This window comes from Modestobacter caceresii, from assembly GCF_000761485.1.
Classification (GTDB): Bacteria; Actinomycetota; Actinomycetes; order Mycobacteriales; family Geodermatophilaceae; genus Modestobacter; species Modestobacter caceresii.
In genome coordinates this window covers 52,144-70,741 of the sequence record NZ_JPMX01000042.1, presented here as the reverse complement: position 1 = coordinate 70,741, position 18,598 = coordinate 52,144, and the positions used below count along the sequence as shown (strand labels likewise).

The window sequence follows — 18,598 nt, the reverse complement described above, 5'->3', positions numbered from 1 at the left end:
GTGGTCGGCACCGAGCCGCAGGACCGCAACAGGTGTACCGGAAAACTAGCCTCCACCGAACGCAGATGCCAGGGAAGACCTGTGGCCGATCCCGTCCGGGTGTCACCCGATCGGGGGATGGCGCCGCGACAGCGCACGCACCGTCGACCCCGTCCCCGTCCACCGGTGACCGACAGAGGCAGGCGTGGCCGGGTCGGCACGTACCCTGGACCGAAGGCGACTTCCCTGGCCCAGGGCCCGCCGTGACACCGTCGCACGCACCGCCCGGAGGAGGAGCATGGCCTCGATCGCCGTCCTGGACCCTGCTCCCGGGGCCCGGGTGCGGGGCACGGTCGTGGTGCGGGTCGAGGTGCGCGGCGGCAGCAGGGTGGGCGATGTCACGGTCGCCATCGGCGATCCGGAGTTCGGGACCCGGCCGGCCGAACGGGTCGGCGACCGGACGTACGCCGTCCGCTGGGACACCACGCGCAAGCTGGTCGACCCCGAGGTGCCCGCACCGGCCGATGCACTGTTCTGGATCACCGCCTCGGCGGTCGTGGACGGCATCCGGGTGGAGGCGCCCTACATCGCCGTCGTCACCGCCAACGACCGGGACGCCGTGCGTGCGGAGTCCGCCGGCGGATGGCGGGAGGAGCTCGCCTGGGCCGCGGACTACAGCGGTTCGACCGAGCAGTGGCTGGCCAGCAACACCGCGGTCGTCGGGGCCGAGTACGCCTCCGTCGAGCCCGACCCGGTCCTCGGGCCGGCGCGGCGGGCCGTCCGGGTCTCCGTGCCCGACAGCGCGCGGGGCGACCGCGACCAGCCGACGTCGTCCACCGTGCGGTTCCAGTCCTCGAGCAGGTCCAACATCCGCGAGGGCGACGAGTTCTGCGTCGGGTTCGCGTTCCTGCCCCCTGACGACTTCCCCTCCGTCCACCCCCGGGACGGCGTGCTCCGCCCCGGCGGCGAGGCGTCCGGCTACATCGCGGTCTTCCAGTTCTACGGGCCGCCGTACGAGCAGGGCTCCCCGTTCGTGCTGCACACCGAGCGCCGCACGCCCGGCGACCCGATCGACGAGTTCAGCGTGCGGGGCAACGAGCTGAACCCCGGCGACCCGGTCCCCTTCCTCTCGCTGCCCTACCGCCGCGGGCAGTGGACCGACGTGGTGTTCCGGGTCCGGGCGTCGTCGTCCATCGCGTCCGGCTGGGTGGAGTGCCACCTCAACCAGGGCGAGTCGACGGCGGTCCGTCCGATGCAGCTCGCCGACGGCCGGCTCCGGGTCCCCCGGGTGCTCCTCCGGCCGGACTCCGAGGCCCACCGGACCGACATGCAGCTCTACCGCGTGGCCGGCCGCTTCGACCGGGTGACCCTCTGGCACACCGGCCACAAGATCGCCCGCACGGTCGAGGAAGCAGACCCGGGCTCCTACCGGAACGGGGCGTCGGCGTGATCGACCCGCACGCCCCGTCCCTGCGCGGCGACCAGCCGACCGGCCCCGACGGCCGGGACGCCCCGGCCTCCGGTCGGCGGCCGGTCAGCCGTCGCACGTTCCTGCTCGGGGGCGGCGCCGTCCTCGCCGGTGGTGCGGCTGTCGTGGCGGGGCTGTCCCGGTCGGGGCAGCCCGACGTCCCGCCGGTGACGGCGCCGCCCCCGGAGACGCCGGCGCCGTCCGAGCTGGTGCCCGGCTCCCTGGACGCGGTGCTGGCCGAGGCCGACCGGACCGCCGGGCGCCGGCTGCTCGGCAGCCCGTGGCGCGCCTGGTTCGGTGAGACGTCGGAGCCGTGGAGCGCCGTCTACGTCACCTGGTTGCTGCGCGAGAACGGGGTGCAGCGGACGGCCGACCCCGTGACCCTCTACGCGGAGCTGCAGCGCGACGGCCGGGTGGGCTCGGACCCGGAGCCCGGGGCGCTGGTCTTCTACTCCCGGGGGGAGGTCAACCGCCCGCACCACGTGGGGCTGGTGACCTCGGTGACCCGCGGTGTGCCGCAGACGGTCGAGGGCGACCACCCCTTCTCGCTGCCCTACCCCGAGCGCTTCGTGCGCCGGTACGCCCGCCCCTGGGAGGAGCAGGCGCTGATCAGCTACGGCTACCCTGCCTACGCCTGACCGCCTCCTGGAGGAAACGTGCTGATCAGCGTCGTGCTGCCCGTCTACAACGACGCAGCCCACCTCGCCGACGCGATCGACCGGGTGCTGGGCCAGGAGGGGGTCGACGTCGAGCTGGTGCTCGTCGACGACGGCTCCACCGACGGCTCGCGGGCGATCGCCCAGGCCGCGGCCGACCGGGACGACCGGATCCGGTTCGTCCCCCTGCCGGAGAACGGCGGGGTCGCGCGTGCTCGGGAGCGCGGGGTGCAGGAGGCGACCGCGGACTGGATCTGGTTCGTGGACTCCGACGACGGCTGGCCGCCCGACGCCGCCGCCCAGCTGCTGGCTGCCGCCGCGGCGTTCCCGGGCACGGACGTGGTCGTGGCCGGTGCTCTCGCCACCTTCGAGTCCGGCAAGGCACCCACCAGCAAGGAGCCGCCGGCCGGCCCACCCGTCCCGGGCCACGAGGCGTTCAGCCTCTTCCTGACCGGCCGCATCACCGGGCACCTGTGGAACAAGCTGTTCCGCCGGGAGCTGCTGGGCAGCATCGACTTCACCCCCGCCCGGGTGCAGTCCGACCTCGCCATGGTCGCCCAGGCGGTGGCCGGGGCCCGCTGGGTGGGCTTCCTGCCGGTGACCGTCTACGAGTACCGGGTGCGCAGCGCCTCGATCATCACCACCCGGTCCCGGCGCGTGGAGTCCCTCGAGCTCATCGCCGCCGCCGTCGAGGGCGCCGCCCGGCGGGTGGACCCGACGGCGATCGGGACGGCCGAGTACCGCTACTTCGTGACCCGCTACCTCACCCTCTCCGGGCTCAAGGACGCCGTCCTCGGCTCCTACAGCCCCGCGGAGAGCGCGCAGCACGTCCGCCGGCTGCGCCGTCGGCTGGGGGTACGGGAACTGGTGCTCCTGGCCCGCCGGCGGGACGCCAAGCGGCTGGCGCTGGCGATCTCGGCGAAGGTGTCCCTCTCCGCCTACCGCCGGCTCCTGGCCGTCGCCAACCGGTGAGCAGCCGGGCGGGGGTGAACGGTGCGTTACCGTTCGACGGCTCCGTGGGCCGCCCGACCTGCGCCCCCCTAGGGTCCCGTCGAGGCCATCTGCGGACCTGCGTGTCCTGAGGTGCCGACGACGCCACCGCCGCCACCGTCACCGAAAGGCGCCCGCATGACGAAGGTCTTCGCGATCGGCCGCGGCCAGTACGAGAACGTGGGGGACATCATCCTGCGCCGGCAGCTCCTCGACTGGGTGCGTCCGGTGGGCGAGCTGCACGTCTACGTGGGGGCCTCCCCTGCCGGCTACGACGAGGGCCTCGGGCTCCGGCCGGGCGACCACGTCTACCGGTCACTGCGGGCCTGGTACCGGGTCGCCCTGACCTCGGCCGCGCGGGGCCGGGCCGCCTACGTCTTCAAGCCCGGGGAGATCCAGCTGACCCTCGTGGGCATGAAGGAGCACCTCTCCCTGCTGCCCCTGCTGCTGACGCTGAAGCTGCGGGGCGGCGCCGCCGTCCGGGCCGGGGTCGGCACGCGCAACTACGCAGCCGTGCCCCGTGCCCTGATGCGCCCGTCCATCGCCCTGTCGGACCGGACCCTGTGGCGTGACGACGCGACCGGCCGCTACATGGGCACCGGCGCGGTCATGCCGGACCTCGCCTTCGGCGAGGGGGCCGACGACGCCGCCGTCGCGCGGTTCGCCTCCCCCGCCCCCGAGCGCAACGCGCTCGTGGTGTCGATGCGCGGCGAGGACCCGGCCCGCCCCTACCCGAGTCAGGCCTGGCTGGACGGCGTCCGGGCGTACGCCGCGGCGCACGACCTGGAGATCTGGGCGGTCACCCAGGTGTGGACCGACGAGGAGCGCACCCAGCGACTGGCGGCGGACCTGGGCGGCCAGACGCTCGGCTGGGACGGCCCCACCGGTCACGACGAGCAGGAGCGCCGGCTGCGGGAGCTGTACTCCCGCACCGCGATCGCGCTGTCGGACCGGCTGCACGTGGTCATCGCCGCGTTCACCGAGGGCGCGGTGCCGGTCGGCTCACCGGTCGGGGACTCCGACAAGGTGGACCGGCACTTCACCACCATCGGCATCCCGGGGGTGACCGTGTCGGCGGCCACCGACTCCGCCGACGAGCTGGTGGCCCGGCTGGAGACCCTCGCCGGACGGCGGGCCGAGCTGTTCGGCGCCCTCCTGGAGGCGCGCCGGCGGCTGCGCGGGCACCGCGACGACATCCAGCAGGTGCTGTCGGGGCGCTCCCCATCGGCCCCGGCCACCACCGAGCCGGTCGCGGGCTGATCGCGGTGACGACCCGGCCGACCGTGCACCACCTGGGCCGCGTGGGGGACATCCCGGGTGGGATGACGCAGGTCATGAACGGCTACCTGGCGTGGCCCTTCCCGCGGGTGGACGTCGCGGTGATCACCTCCCGGGGGGACCCGCACGACCTGCGGGCCGCCCTGGTGAAGGGCACCGGTGCGCTGGGCAGGGTGCTGCGGCTGCCCCGGCGGTCCTCGGTCGTGGTGGCGCACCTGTCCGAGCGCGGGTCCTTCGTCCGCGAGGGCGCGCTGATGCGGGTGGCGCACCGCCGCGGGATCGCCACGGTGGCACACCTGCACGGCAGCTCGTTCGCCGCCTTCGCCGCCGCGCACCCGCGGCTCACCGGGTGGGCGCTGCGTGGCGCCGACCGGGTGATCAGCCTGTCGGCCGAGTCCTCGGAGGTGGCGGCCCGCTTCGTGCCGGCCGAGCGGGTGGTGCTGATCCCGAACGCGATCCCCTCCAGCGCGCCCGTGGCGAAGGAGGACCTGGTGGTCTTCGGCGGCGTCGTGTCGCACCGCAAGGGCATCGACGTGCTGCAGGAGGCGTGGGCCCGGATCGACGCCCCGGGCTGGGAGCTCGTCGTGGCCGGCCCCGTCCAGGACGCCGCGCTCGTGCGTGCGGACGTCGAGGGGCTCACGATGGCCGGTTCGCTGGCGCACGAGGAGCTCATGGCGCTGCTGGACCGGTCCCGCATCGCGGTGCTCCCGTCCCGGGACGAGGCGATGCCGATGTTCATCCTGGAGGCGATGGCCCGCGGCAACTGCGTGGTCTCCACCGACGTGGGGGGCATCGCCGCGGTCCTGGGGGACGAGCACGGCATCGTCGTCCCGCCCGGGGACGTGGAGGCCTTCCGGGCCGCCCTGCAGTCGGTCCTCAGCGACCCGGAGCGCCGGTCCCGGTTGGCCGAGTCGGCCCTGCAGGCCTTCGAGGAGCGCTTCAGCGCCGACGCGGTGTTCCCGCGGGTCGAGGACCTGTGGCTCGCCGCGCTCGCCGACCGCCGTCGCCCCACCTCCGGCGCCGCGCGGGCCGACTGAGCCTGTCGGTCACCGGACAGTCACCGTACGAGTAGCGCCCGCTCCGACATGCACTGAATGAGTCACCGAATGCACGCGATGAGTGACATTTGGGAATGCTCATGGTGACCCCCTGATCACGGGGAGAAGTGACAGCTCGCTCATTCCATATCCGCGAGAGATGTGGCTATGGTGTCGACGAGATTACGAGTGATCGACCTTCGAGTTCGCGCCTTCCAGCTGCGGATTCCCGACGGTTCGATTACCTCTGTCGTACGTCACCAACTGTTCTCGAAGGGTCGGACATGCTGGAACGAGGCCCTGCGGCACCGATCGCCCCCCCGTCGCGCCGGGAAGGGGTGTGCTCCTGATGACCGGGACGAGACGGAACATCCTGAGCCTGTCCTCGACCGAGGTGCAGCGGCTGACCTCGGCCTTCAACGTGCTCAAGGCCAACGGCACCTACGACCAGTTCATCCGCAACCACGTCGCCGCGATGAACGTCGCGACCCCCCCGGGCTCCACGCGCAACGCCGCCCATCGCGCACCCGCCTTCCTCCCCTGGCACCGGGCGACCCTGCTCGACATCGAGAACGCCCTGCAGGCCGTCGACCCGTCGATCGAGGGCATGCCCTACTGGCGGTGGCAGAACGACACGGCCCTCAACGGTGGCGACCCGCGACGCTCGCCCTTGTGGACCGCGGGGGGCATCGGCGGCGACGGCGACCCGGCCCGAGGCAACCGGGTGCTCAACGGGCCGTTCGCGCACTGGGTGGCGCTCATCGTCAACAACAGCACCGGCGCCCTCGTCCCGCGCTCCACGCCCGGCCTGATCCGGCTCCTTGGTCGCGACCCCCGCGGGTCGAGCAGCCTGCCGACCCCGGCACAGGTCACCGACGCAATCGACCGCTACACCACCTACGACAGGTCCCCCTGGGACGCCAGCGTGGCGACCTTCCGCAACCGGATGGAGGGCTGGTCCGGAGGCCCCCGCATGCACAACCTGGTGCACCGGTGGGTGGGCGGCGACATGCTCGCCGGCACCTCGCCGAACGACCCGGTCTTCTGGCTGACCCACGCGAACGTGGACCGGCTCTGGTGGGTCTGGCAGGGGATGCGGGGCGTGAACAACTACCAGCCCACCTCCGGCGGTCCCACCGGGCACAACCTCAACGACTCGATGCAGGGCCTGGTCGTCCCGCGGACCCCGGCTGACGTCCTCGACATCAACCGGCTCGACTACAACTACGTCTAGGAGGACCGAGGCACATGGATCGCAGACGTTTCGTGATCGGGGCCTCCGTGGCCGTGGCCGGCACCGCGGTGGCCGTGACCGGCACCCCTCCGTTCGGCGACGTGCCGAGTGCGGCCGCGGCCGGGGAAGAGCGCTTCACGTCCCGGGGGCGCGCGGTGGCCATCCAGAAGATCGGCAACAGCGCGCACGCCGTCATCAACGGTCGGCACGGTGTGCACATCGAGCGGATGCTCGACGGGTACGCGACCCACCTGCTCCCCTTCGGTACGTACAAGTCACCGCGGAAGCTCGTCGAGGCCGTCATCCAGGCCGAGGACGCCGGGCTGCTGATCATCTGACGCGTCCGACACGGACGGCAGGACGGAGGCGGGGCGCTGGCAGACCAGCGCCCCGCCTCCGTCGTGTCGGGCCGTCACCGGGCGTCAGGGGTGCGCGTCAGGGGTGCACGGCCCACTGACACCGGCGCCGGAACGACGTCGGGGTGGGCCCGGGGCTGCATGCGCAGCCCAGGCCCACCCCGGTCGGCGGCGGTCGGTCAGTAGGCGCCGGAGCCGCGGAAGACCGCACCCACGGTCTTCCACAGGATCATGAAGTCGAAGGCCAAGGACCAGTTCTCCACGTACCGGACGTCGATGCGCACCGAGTCGTCCCAGGAGAGGTCGGAGCGGCCACTGACCTGCCACAGCCCGGTGATCCCGGGCTTGACCAGGAAGCGGCGGTGCATGTCGAAGCCGTAGCGCTCGACCTCGGTGGGCAGCGGCGGGCGCGGCCCGACCAGCGACATCTCACCGCGCAGCACGTTCAGCAGCTGCGGCAGCTCGTCGAGGGAGTAGCGGCGCAGCACCCGGCCGATCGGGGTGACCCGCGGGTCGCCCTTCATCTTGAACAGGACGCCGTTGCCGTCGCTCTGCTCGGCCAGGTCGGGCACCATCCGGTCGGCGCCGGCGACCATGGTGCGGAACTTCAGCATCCCGAAGGTCTGCCCGTCCCGGCCGACGCGCTCCTGCCGGTAGAACACCCCGCCACGGCTGGTGAGCCCGACGGCCAGGGCCAGGGCGGCGAGCACCGGCAGGATGAGCAGGATCCCCACCGTCGCGGCCGTGCGGTCGAAGGACTCCTTGGTGAGCCGGCGGACGCCACGCAGCTCGGGCCGCTCCATGTGCAGCAGCGGCAGCCCGCACACCGGGCGGATGCGCACGCGGGGGCCGGCGATCTCGGTGACCGCAGGAGCCAGCAGCAGCTCGGCGCGGGTCTTCTCCAGGTCCCAGCCCAGCCGGCGCAGCGCCGGACCGTCCAGCTCCGGAGAGGGCAGCACCGCGACGGTGTCGACCTCGTAGGCGTGGACGACGTCGACCACCTCGTTGAGGGTGCCCAGCACCGGCAGCCCGTCGAAGGCCTGCGGGGACTCCCCCTGCGGGCCGGCCGGGAGGCAGCAGCCGATCACCCGGTAGCCGTGGTAGGCCTCACGGTCGATCTGCGCGTGCAGCGCGGTGACCCCGCTGCGGTGACCGACGAGGATCGCCGTCTGCAGGAAGCGCCCCTCGGCGCGACGGCGGTGCACCCACTGCCGCTGCAGGTAACGCTGCAGCAGCGAGAGACCGGTGGCCAGGGGCAGGGCGACCACGATGAAGCCCCGGGCGATCTCGAGCTTGAAGGCCCAGGAGACGGTGCCGACCAGGGCGAGCAGCAGGACGGCGGCGGAGAAGACCCGGCGGAACTCCTCCGGGCCCACCCACAGGAAGCGCTCCTCGTAGCTGCGGCTGACGAGCATCAGGGTCACCCACGCCACGGGGAGGATCGTGGCCATCCAGACCGACGCCTGCTGGCCCGCGGACATCCCCGCGGGGCCGAAGCGGGTCAGGTAACCGACGGTGGCGGCGGCGCCGGCCGCTGCCGCGTCCCCGAAGGCGATGCGACGCACGTACTGGGCACGCCAGGCCCGGCGGGCCACGGTGCCCTCACCGCGCAGCCAGGAGCGTGCGAACGTGCGGCGCCGCGGCTCCTGCGCCCGGTGCTTGGACGCCGTGCCCCGTCGAGGACGGACGGCGCTGTTCCGCTCGTCGATCATGCTCATGCAGTGCACCCCCGGGAGGTCGGCGCCACGGGAAGCGCACCTCGTAGCCATGTCTTGGACGGACCGACGACTGCTCTGTCCGACCGGCCAGGGTGAAGGTAACGAAGTCGTAGCAATAGCGGCACCCCGAGAGAATGGAAGTTCCACGGGTCTTGGTGTACTGACCATTTCCGAGTACGCGCAGTCAGTCGGCCAATACTGACTGCAAGGACACACGCGGCATTTCCCGATACCCGATCCATCTGGTAGCGGGTGAATTGAGTCACTGCGGGCGGGCTGTCGGGGACCTCGGGCGCAGACGCTGCGAGCCGCTGGCGTCGACTCCACCCCGCTCAGCGTGTCGATGCGGACACGCCGTAGTCGTCTAGGCACAGGCTGCCACGACAACTACCTTGCTGCCGTCGGCTCCTGCCGGCGCGCGAGGGGGGAACGCAGGACGTGCAGACCGATCGACCAGACCCGGAGACCTCCGGCCGGCACCGCCGGGTCCAGGTGCCACCGGCGCCCCCCGAGACCGGCCGGCACCGGGTGGTCACCGCACCGCCGCCCCGGGCGGCCGAGCCCGCACCGCCGCCTGGGACGACCGAGCCCGCGCTGCCGATCCCGGAGCCGCTGCGGCCGGTGCGCCGCCGGCACGCGGCGGACGAGGCGCCGAGCTCGCACCCCGATGCCCGCCGCCGGCGCAGCCGGACACCGCAGCGGGTCCTCGCCGGCGCCACCCTGTTGCTGATCACCGCGACGCCGGTGCTCGCCCGGTCCACCACCGCACTCGGCATGCACGACGCGGTCGCCGCCGAGATCGCCGCCCACCCCGACCAGGCCGACGACACACTGGCGGCGCTCACCGCCGGCGGCGTCCTGGCCGGCGCGGCCTCGCCCAGCCCGGCCGTGGTGCCGCCCGCTCCTGACGGCCCCGGCGCGCGGGCAGCGGAGCCCGACGGCACGGCTCCAGCCCCGGCGAACGCCGCGGCCACCCGGCCCGGTGCTGCGCCAGGCCCCGACAGCGCCGGCCGACCGGCCCCTGGTCCGACCACCACCAGCAGCGCGTCCGCCGGCTCGCCCACCGGGAACGGGGAGCCGACGCCGCCTGGCACCCGCCCGGTGACACCTGTGCCGACCGACGCCAAGCCGACCGACGCCAAGCCGACCGACGCGAAGCCGACCGACGCGAAGCCGACCGGGGCGACGCCGGCGGACGACAGCACGCCCGCGACGAGCAGCCAGCCGGCTCCGGAGACCACCGACGCCCCGTCGACCGACGAGCCGCCCGTCCAGTCCTTCCTGACCCAGGACGCGCCGCCACCGAGCCCCACCCAGCCGTCCACCGGTGCGCCGGGAGCGACGGTCGCGCCGCAGCCCTCGGAGCCGGCACCGACCGCGACGACCCCGCCGCCTCCGGAAACAGCAGAGGCGTCGGACGGCACCGTCGCCGCGCTCATCGAGCGGGTGGGCACCCTCGTCGGTCGCTGAGCCGGGGCCGCGGCGGACCACCCGCCTCAGCGGCGGGCAGCGGCCGCTCCCTCCGACGAGGCACCCCGGTCGTCGCCGGCCTCAACCGAGCCGTCCAGGACGCCGACACCCCCGTCATGCCGATCGCCGCCACCCCGGTCGCCGACGAGGTCCCGTCACCGCCGGGCCTCCACGCCGCCGCCGTCTCCCTGCTGCCCACCCGGGCCACGTTGCTCGACCGCATCACCGAGCAGACGGCCGCCTCGGACGTCGCCCCCGCGGCGCTGGTGCTCGTCGGACTGCTCCGCCGGGACACCGGCTGGCCCCTGCCGGGCGACCAGCTCGACCAGGTCGCTGCTGCGCTGTCGGCCAACGTCCGTGGCGACGACTGGCTGGCCCGCTCCGGGCCCACCGAGTTCGCCGTGCTGCTGGGCGCGGCGGCACACCACGCCGAGACCGCGGCCGACCGGCTCCTCGAGGTCGTCGCCGGCACCGGCGTCCCCGGCCTGACCGCCTGCGCCGGCATCGCCGGGCTCTCCCCGGACACCTCCCCCAGCGAGGTGCACCGCCGGGCCACCCTGTGCCTCACCGCGGCGCGCAGCATCGGCGGCGGTCGGGTCATCCGCTACCGCGGCACCCGCCGCTGACGACACGTGTCCACCGCAGCGGCGCGGTGGACACGTGGACGATCGGCGTCCATCCCCCAGGCCTGCCCCGTGCCGCCGTGTCCCGGCGGCACGGGGCAGCTCCACGTGTCCGGTCGACCGAGCCCGGACGGCGCTGGCACCCACCCGTCGCCGGGTCGCTCCGCCACGCCCCCTAGGCTGCCGCTGCGCTCGTCTCCCGGACCTCGGTGCCGCCCCTTCGGATCGGAGGGGTCACCGTCCCGCTGGGGCACCGCCGAGGACCTGTCGGCAGGTCGCTCCAACGGACCGATGGCCTGGTGGACCCGCGATTGACGGGAACGTCCGACCGGGCGAACCTTGGCGTGGGGACGCTGCCAGCGTGGGCAGAGTGGCCGAGACGAGGGAACTCCGTGGCGTGGTGGTGGCTGCTGGTCGCATGGCCCCTGGTGGGGTTGCTGGCCGCTGCCGTCTTCCACCTCGTCGTCAGCCACGTGCCGCCGGACCGCTGCCATGAGCTGACCCCCGTAAAACGCGCCCACCTCCCCGGCGGGCACCCCTTGAGGCTGCGCCGCCGACCCGCCTCCCGTCCACCGACCGGCCGCCCCGGTGGCCCACCCCTCACCCGGCACCGCCCCACGACCACGACCGGCGCGCCGATGCCCCTCGGCCTGGCCCGCGGGCCGGTCCACCGTCTCCCCCTGCAGGCCCAGCTCGTCCCGGGGCGCCGGCGGCGCGCATCGAGCCGGACGCCCCTCCCCCAGGTGCCGGGTGCCGTGGCGCAGGCGTGCTGCGCGCCCCGGCGGACCGCCGGCCACGGTCCGCTCGCCGCAGCTGCGCGGGGCGCCGTCACCGTCTTCGTCTCGACACCCCCCCACCAGCCGCCGCGCTCGGTCCCGCTCCCCCTCGCCGGCATCGCGCCGGGTGCTCCCGCCCACCGCCTCCGGCCGGCGTGGACGCGTGGGGGGCCCGCGCGCCCGGGGCCACGGGGGCGCGGCCCGCAGCGGCTGCTCGCCCTCACCGCGCTCTCGGCCATCGCGCTCGCACCGGTGCTGGCCCGATCGGGCAGCACCCTCGGGTTCGACGACCCCCTCCAGGCCGAGCTCGCCGCCAACCCCGACCAGTACTCGGCCACCTGGGAGGCGCTCAACCGTGGGGCCGCGGCATCCGGGCTGACCACCCCGGTCGCCATCCCCGAATGGCGGTCTCCGTCGACCAGGACGGTGTCGGACGAGCTCGACGACCGGTCCACCAGGCGGGCACCCGACCCCGGACCCACCACGGCCGCCACCGAGTCGAGCCGGACCACCGCCCCACCTGCGACCTCCACCGACGACGCGCCCGGCGACGGGCCGACGGTGCCACCCGGCGCCGTCCCCGACGACCCACCGCCGGCGAGCGGTGCCGCGACCGGCGGGGTCACCCGCACCACCGTGCCGACGCCGACACCGACGCCGTCGGACCCGGCCGACCCCACCGCGCCTCGGCCCACCCCGACCCCCAGCCCGACCGATCCCGAGCCGACGCCCACGCCGACGCCGACGCCGACGCCGACCGATCCGGAGCCCACGCCGACCCCGACCCCGACCCCGACGCCGACGCCGACCGACCCGGAGCCCACGCCGACCCCGACCGACCCGGAGCCGACCCCCACTCTCAGCCCGACCGACCCGGCCGAGCCGACGGAGCCGGCGCCCACGGAGCCAGCACCGACGGAGCCGGTGCCGACGGAGCCGGTGCCGACGGAGCCGGGCGAGCTCGACGAGCCGGATGCGGCGGCCGCGGCCGGCGACGTCGCATCCCCCCGGCCCCCAGAGGCTGCGCCGGGGACTCCCACCGCGCCCTAGGAGCCCGGCCCGGCACGGGGCTGCCGCCGACGGCCACCTGGTCACCGACGGCCACCTCGGGTGTGCAGTGCCCGGGACGCCGAACTGCCCCGCACCACCAGCGGTGGGACGGGGCAGTTCGGTCGGAGCTGGTCGCTCAGCGGGTGACGGAGCGGGCCTCGTCCTGGCGCGCCTGCTCCTCGCGGGCGGCCATCCGTGCCCGCTGCGGGACCACCGTGTACTTCGGGTCCCGCGCGCTGGCCATGCCGGCCTCGAAGACCCCGAACCGGGTGAGCAGCGAGCCGGCGGCCAGCAGCGCACCGGAGACCGCGGCACCGACCCGGGTGCGGCCGGCCACCACGGTCAGCCCGGCACCGCTGGCGGTGCAGGCCTTCGCGGCCTTCATCATGGTGCCCGCCTTGCCCAGCTGGTAAGGCTCACCGACGATGCCGTGGTCGTGCTCGACCTTGTGCATCGCGGCCAGCTCGACCGCCGCGCCGGCGACCGCCATCTTCCGCGCGGGCCCGGCCTCGTCGACCGGGGTGAACGCCATGCAGATGCCACCGCCGGCCGCCATCCCGGAGCCGGCGAAGACGAACGGGAGCTCCTTGTACGGCTCGTGCCACGACGGCACCGCGGTGTTGGCCAGCAGCACCGCCGTGTACGTGGTCATCGGACCACCGAAGACCGCAGAGGTGCTCCCCACGACCTTCCGCAGCGCAGGGAACCAGCCGGCGATCCGGCGCAGCCCGAACTTCTGCAGACCGGGGAAGGCCTCCAGCAGCTGGATCCCCGCGGTCGCCGCGGTGAGGGCGCTGAACGGCGCCAGGATGTAGGAGCCCACCGACAGCGGCGACGTCGGCTTGATCACCCGCAGCATGTGCAGGAACCGCGCCGGCCGCCCGAGGTCGTGGATCAGCCAGACCACCGAGGCCAGCGCCCCGCCGCCGGCGGTGTAGTGCGCGGCCCGGGTCAGCGCCGGGCGCCCGGTCACGTCCGCGATCGCGCCGAGCACTGCCGACGAGCCCGCCGCGCCGCCCAGGAACAGGTACAGCGGCACGTCCGGGGTCTTCCACACCGGCGGCTTGATGATGGGGCGGCCGTAGTACGAGGTGAACTCGGCCTCGTCGACGGTCGGGTCGCCGTCCCGGCCACCGCCGCGCCGGCCGCCCTTGCGCCGCTTCTTCTCCCGCGCCTGCGCCGGCGGGCCGTCGGCCCGGCGCCAACCGGCGCCCGGCGTCGCCAGTCCCTCGGTCATCGGCGCAGCCCCTTCCGGGAACCGAGCACGGCCGAGAGCGCGAAGCCGACCACCATGGCGGCCCCGCCGACGGCGTGCTTCCACATCGACGGCAGGTCCCGGGTGGTGACGATCGGGTCCGGCGGGAGTCCGTAGACCTCCGGCTCGTCGAGCAGCAGGAAGAACGCCCCGGCACCGCCGACGCCGTCGTCCTCGTCCCGCCCGTAGAGCCGGGCGGTCTCCACACCCTGCTCCTTGAGCGTCGCCAGCCGGGCATCGGCCCGGGCCTGGAGCTCGTCGAGGTCGCCGAACTGGATCGACTGGGTGGGGCACGCGGTGGCGCACGCCGGCTGCAGGCCGTCGGTGAGCCGGTCGTAGCACATCGTGCACTTGAAGACCCGGCCGTCGTCCTTGCGCTGGTCGATGACGCCGTAGGGGCAGGCCGGCACGCAGTAGCCGCAGCCGTTGCAGATGTCGCCCTGCACGACCACGGTGCCGAACTCGGTGCGGAACAGCGCCCCGGTCGGGCAGACGTCCAGGCAGCCGGCGTGCGTGCAGTGCTTGCACACGTCCGAGGACATCAGCCAGCGGATCTCCCGGTCGGCCGAGTGGCCGGTCTGCGGGTCGAACTCGCTGAGCGCCTCGGCGTTGAGCACGCTGGACTGCGCGGTCAGCCCGCCGTCGGCGTCGCCACCGGCCGAGACGGCGTGCGGGTCGACCGAGCCACCCCCACAGCCCCCGCCGCTGCCGCAGCCGGCCGCGGGTGCGGCGGCACCCGCGCCACCGGCGCCCGGCAGCCCGACCCCCGGCATGGGGAGGTCGACGGCCCGGCTCTGCTCGACGAACGCCACGTGCCGCCAGGAGCTGGCCCCGAGCATGCCGGTGTTGTCGTAGGACATCCCGGTCAGCGCCATGGCGTCGCGGTTGCCGTCCGCGTCGTCCATCGGGAGCGTGTTCCACTCCTTGCAGGCGACCTCGCAGGCCTTGCAGCCGATGCACACCGAGGTGTCGGTGAAGAAGCCCACCCGCGCGGGGTGGTCCTCCGCGTAGCCGGCCTCCCCGCTCACATCGGGCAGCGGACCGTAGAGCCGGTTGGCCGGGTCGTTGCCGGTGAGCGCCGGGCTCGCCGAGCTGACGGTCGTCACGAGCGCTCCTCTTCCATCGGGTCGAGCCGCATCAGCTCGTCCCCTCCTCGATCGGGGCCCGGCCGCCACTGGGGACCAGGCCCGACTGGACGCCCGCCCGGATCCGGTAGTCCTCCACGTACTGCACCAGCGCCTTGCCGCGCGGACGCCGCCCGGGCTGGATGTCGCAGGTGGCGACCTTCGTCTCCTGGATGTGCACGTTCGGGTCCATCACCACGCCGAACAGGTCGTTGCCCGAGTCGCCCGTGGACAGTCCCTGCTCGCCCCAGTGGTAGGGGATGCCGATCTGCTCGACGACCTGGCCGCCCTTGAGCTTCATCGGCCGGATCCGCTCGGTGACCAGCACCCGGGCCTCGATCGCCGTCCGGGCGCTGATCAGCGTCGCCCAGCCGCCGTTCTCCAGCCCGCGCTCCTCGGCCAGCTGTGGGCTGACCTCCACGAAGAACTCCGGCTGCAGCTCCGACAGGTAGGGCAGCGTTCGGCTCATCCCACCGGCGGTGTGGTGCTCGGTCAGCCGGTAGGTGGTCATCGCGTAGGGGTAGACCGTGCTGCGCGGCGGGTTGCCCCGGTTCCACGCCCCCTGGATCTCCTCCCGACCCGGGTTGGCCTGCTGGCCGTAGAGCGCGTTCTCCACCGGCGACTCGGCCGGCTCGTAGTGCGCCGGCATCGGGCCGTCGGCCAGACCGGCCGGCACGTAGAGCCAGGCCTTCCCGTCGGCCTGCATGACGAACGGGTCGGCACCGCCGAGGCCGGCCTGCGCGGTCGCGCCCTCCGGCGGCACGTAGTCCGGTCGCTTGGTCGCCTCGAAGTCGGGGACGTCGTGACCGGTCCACGTGCCGGCCTCCTCGTCCCACCAGACGTAGGCCTTGCGCTCGCTCCACGGCTTGCCGTCGGGGTCGGCCGACGCGCGGTTGTAGAGCACCCGGCGGTTCGACGGCCAGGCCCAGCCCCACTCGGCGGCCACCCAGTCCTGCTCCCGCCCGGGCTTGCGCCGGGCGGCCTGGTTGACCCCGTCGGCGTAGACGCCGGTGTAGATCCAGCAGCCGCCGGTGGTCGACCCGTCGTCCTTCATGTCCAGGTAGGTCGAGAGCATCTCGCCGTCCGGACCCCAGCCGTTGATCTCCCGCAGGACGGCGTCGGCGCTGGGCTCGTCGTGCTCCCCGTGCGTCGGGTAGTCCCAGGTGAGGTCCAGCAGCGGACGGTCCCGCGGGTCGGTCGACCCGGCGAGCTTCTCCCGCAGCCTGCGGCCCAGGTGGAAGTAGAACCACAGGTCGCTGCGGCACTCGCCCGGCGGCTCGACCGCCTTGTGCCGCCACTGCAGCAGCCGCTGCGTCTGGGTGAAGGTGCCCTCCTTCTCCACGTGCGTGGCCGCCGGCATGAAGAAGACCTCGGTGGCGATGTCCTCGGTGACCAGCTCGCCGGTCTCGATCTCCGGGGCCGTCTTCCAGAACGTCGCCGACTCGATCATCTGCAGGTCGCGGACGACCAGCCACTCCAGGTTGGCCAGGCCGAACCGCTGCATCCGGCCGTTGGCGCTGCCCACCGCCGGGTTCTCCCCGACCAGGAAGTAGCCGGGCACGTTCCCCTGGATCATGTCGGCGACCGTGGTGTACGTGCCGTGGTCGCCGGTGAGCCGGGGCAGGTAGTTGAACGCGAAGTCGTTCTCCGGCTGCGCCGCGTCGCCCCACCAGGACTTGAGCAGGCTCGTCGTGTACGAGCGCATGTTGCCCCAGAAGCCCACCCGGTCGTCGCTGGAGGCGCAGAAGCTGTCCAGGTCGGTGTGCTGCTGGGCGTGGGGCATCGGGATGTAGCCGGGCAGGATGTTGAACAGCGTCGGGATGTCGGTGGAGCCCTGGATGCTCGCGTGCCCGCGCAGCGCCAGGATCCCGCCGCCCGGGCGGCCCATGTTGCCCAGCAGCGCCTGCAGCACCGACGCCGTCCGGATGTACTGCACGCCCACGGTGTGGTGCGTCCAGCCCACCGAGTAGACCCACGCGGTCGTCCGCTCGCGGTTGCTGTTGGCGGTGACCCACTCGGCGACCTTGAGGAACACCTCGGGCTCGATGCCGCAGATGTCGCTGACCATCTCCGGGGTGTACCGGGCGTAGTGCCGCTTGAGCACCTGGAAGACACACCGCGGGTGCTGCAGCGTCTCGTCCCGCTTCGGCTTGCCGTGGATGTCGGCCGAGCCCTGCGCGCCCTGCTGCTGGTCGGCCTCCTTGACGCTCTCGGTCTCGTCGTCGGTGCCGTCGTCCGCGGTGTCGTCGGGCCGGTCGTCCTCGCGGAAGGCCGACCCGCCGGGCTGGCTCGGTGAGCGCTGACCGGCCGAGGAGGGCACGTTGACGCCCTCGTACTGCCAGGTGGTCTCGTCGTACTGCCCGGTCTCGGGGTCGAAGCCGGAGAACAGGCCGTCGAGGTCCTCGGTGTCCTGGAAGTCCTCGCGCAGGATCGCCGCCGCGTTGGTGTAGGCGACGACGTACTCGCGGAAGTCCAGGTCGTTGTCGAGGACGTACTTGATGAGCCCGCCGAGGAAGGCGATGTCGGTGCCCGCGCGCAACGGCACGTGCAGGTCGGCCAGCGCGCTGGTGCGGGTGAACCGCGGGTCGATGTGGACGATCTTCGCGCCCCGCGCCTTGGCCTCCATGACCCACTGGAAGCCGACCGGGTGGCACTCGGCCATGTTCGAACCCTCGATCACGATGCAATCGGAGTTCACCAGGTCCTGCTGGAAGTTCGTGGCGCCGCCACGACCGAACGAGGTCCCCAGACCGGGGACCGTCGCGGAGTGCTATATGCGGGCCTGGTTCTCGATCTGTACAGCGCCCATGGCGCTGTACAGCTTCTTCATCAGGTAGTTCTCCTCGTTGTCGAGGGTCGCCCCGCCGAGGCTCGCGATGCCCAGCGTGCGGTTCACCTGGTGCCCGTCGACCTCGTCCTGCCAGCCCTTGCGGCGGGCGTCGAGCACGCGGTCGGCGATCATCTCCATCGCCGTGTCCAGGTCGAGGTCCTCCCACTCCGTCCCGTGCGGACGGCGGTACTTGACCGTGGTGACCCGGCTCGGGCTGGTGACCAGCTGCTTGCTGGCGCTGCCCTTGGGGCAGAGCCGGCCGCGGCTGATCGGCGAGTCCGGGTCGCCCTCGATCTGCACGACCTGCTCGTCCTTGACGAACACCCGCTGGCCGCAGCCCACCGCGCAGTACGGGCAGACCGACTGCACCACCCTGTCGGCGGTGGCCGTGCGGCTGACCACCTGCTCTGTCGCCTTGCTGCGCGCGGCCTTGCCACGCCCCAGCGGGTCAGGACCCGTCAGCTGCCGGAACACCGGCCATGCATCCAGCCACGTCTTCACCCCGACGAGCTTGCCACCCGGAGGCACCGTTCGCGCGCCGAGCCCTCCCGCGGGTCGCCCTGTCCCTCCGCGCGGGCCCGCCTCCGGGAGGACGACGCGGCACGGGGGGCTGGTGCGCCTGAGTAGCGTCGTCGGGGACACCAGGAGGCGCCCCATCGCAACCGACCATGCACGCTGCTCAGAAGCCCACCTCGACTGCCCGTGCGCCGGTGACGCGGCCGTCCACGCCCGGCACGCCGGCGAGCCCCGGCCC

13 protein-coding genes and 1 pseudogene are annotated in these 18,598 nt (G+C 73.7%); 10 read left to right on the top strand and 4 right to left on the bottom strand.

Annotated features, from left to right (window positions below; genetic code table 11):
- Positions 1-277 precede the first annotated feature (277 nt).
- From IN07_RS10590 to IN07_RS10560, 7 genes are all read left to right on the top strand, one after another.
- A complete protein-coding gene (locus tag IN07_RS10590; protein WP_036335691.1) occupies positions 278-1,429 on the top strand; it encodes a hypothetical protein in 1,152 nt (383 codons plus the stop codon).
- A complete protein-coding gene (locus IN07_RS10585; protein ID WP_036335689.1) occupies positions 1,426-2,085 on the top strand; it encodes a CHAP domain-containing protein in 660 nt (219 codons plus the stop codon). Before IN07_RS10590 ends, IN07_RS10585 begins: the two co-directional genes overlap by 4 nt.
- Before the next feature lie 18 nt (positions 2,086-2,103).
- On the top strand, positions 2,104-3,075 hold the full coding sequence (locus tag IN07_RS23955) for a glycosyltransferase family 2 protein (protein WP_052091117.1): 972 nt from the start codon (positions 2,104-2,106) through the stop codon (positions 3,073-3,075).
- 156 nt (positions 3,076-3,231) lie between these two features.
- Entirely contained in the window at positions 3,232-4,353 is a 1,122-nt protein-coding gene (locus tag IN07_RS10575; protein ID WP_036335688.1) for a hypothetical protein, read from the top strand.
- 5 nt (positions 4,354-4,358) lie between these two features.
- Positions 4,359-5,408: a glycosyltransferase family 4 protein gene (locus tag IN07_RS10570; RefSeq protein WP_036335687.1), complete on the top strand. Its 1,050-nt coding sequence runs from the start codon at positions 4,359-4,361 to the stop codon at positions 5,406-5,408.
- A 349-nt stretch (positions 5,409-5,757) separates the two neighbouring features.
- The gene (locus IN07_RS10565; protein ID WP_036335747.1) at positions 5,758-6,642 is read left to right on the top strand and encodes a tyrosinase family protein; all 885 of its coding nucleotides are present in this window, start codon (positions 5,758-5,760) and stop codon (positions 6,640-6,642) included.
- Between the two features lie 14 nt (positions 6,643-6,656).
- The gene (locus IN07_RS10560) at positions 6,657-6,980 is read left to right on the top strand and encodes a hypothetical protein (RefSeq protein ID WP_156119127.1); all 324 of its coding nucleotides are present in this window, start codon (positions 6,657-6,659) and stop codon (positions 6,978-6,980) included.
- Positions 6,981-7,177: 197 nt separating this feature from the next.
- On the opposite strand, the gene IN07_RS10555 is transcribed toward IN07_RS10560, so the two are convergent.
- Positions 7,178-8,716: a sugar transferase gene (locus tag IN07_RS10555; RefSeq protein WP_036335745.1), complete on the bottom strand. Its 1,539-nt coding sequence runs from the start codon at positions 8,714-8,716 to the stop codon at positions 7,178-7,180.
- 438 nt (positions 8,717-9,154) lie between these two features.
- On the opposite strand from IN07_RS10555, the gene IN07_RS25190 reads away from it, so the two are divergent.
- From IN07_RS25190 to IN07_RS25735, 3 genes are all read left to right on the top strand, one after another.
- Positions 9,155-10,186, top strand: a complete 1,032-nt coding sequence (locus IN07_RS25190; protein WP_036335683.1) for a hypothetical protein — start codon at positions 9,155-9,157, stop codon at positions 10,184-10,186.
- A 116-nt stretch (positions 10,187-10,302) separates the two neighbouring features.
- Positions 10,303-10,812 carry a diguanylate cyclase domain-containing protein gene (locus IN07_RS10545; RefSeq protein WP_052091116.1) on the top strand — a complete coding sequence of 170 codons (510 nt, stop codon included), beginning with the start codon at positions 10,303-10,305 and terminating at the stop codon, positions 10,810-10,812.
- Positions 10,813-11,837: 1,025 nt separating this feature from the next.
- The gene (locus IN07_RS25735) at positions 11,838-12,635 is read left to right on the top strand and encodes a hypothetical protein (RefSeq protein WP_197058428.1); all 798 of its coding nucleotides are present in this window, start codon (positions 11,838-11,840) and stop codon (positions 12,633-12,635) included.
- A 136-nt stretch (positions 12,636-12,771) separates the two neighbouring features.
- On the opposite strand, the gene nrfD is transcribed toward IN07_RS25735, so the two are convergent.
- From nrfD to fdh, 3 genes and pseudogenes are all read right to left on the bottom strand, one after another.
- On the bottom strand, positions 12,772-13,872 hold the full coding sequence (gene nrfD / locus IN07_RS10535) for an NrfD/PsrC family molybdoenzyme membrane anchor subunit (protein ID WP_036335681.1): 1,101 nt from the start codon (positions 13,870-13,872) through the stop codon (positions 12,772-12,774).
- Positions 13,869-14,996, bottom strand: a complete 1,128-nt coding sequence (locus IN07_RS10530) for a 4Fe-4S dicluster domain-containing protein (protein WP_036335678.1) — start codon at positions 14,994-14,996, stop codon at positions 13,869-13,871. Before IN07_RS10530 ends, nrfD begins: the two co-directional genes overlap by 4 nt.
- A gap of 31 nt (positions 14,997-15,027) precedes the next feature.
- A pseudogene (fdh, locus tag IN07_RS10525) lies at positions 15,028-18,372 on the bottom strand (formate dehydrogenase).
- Positions 18,373-18,598 lie beyond the last annotated feature (226 nt).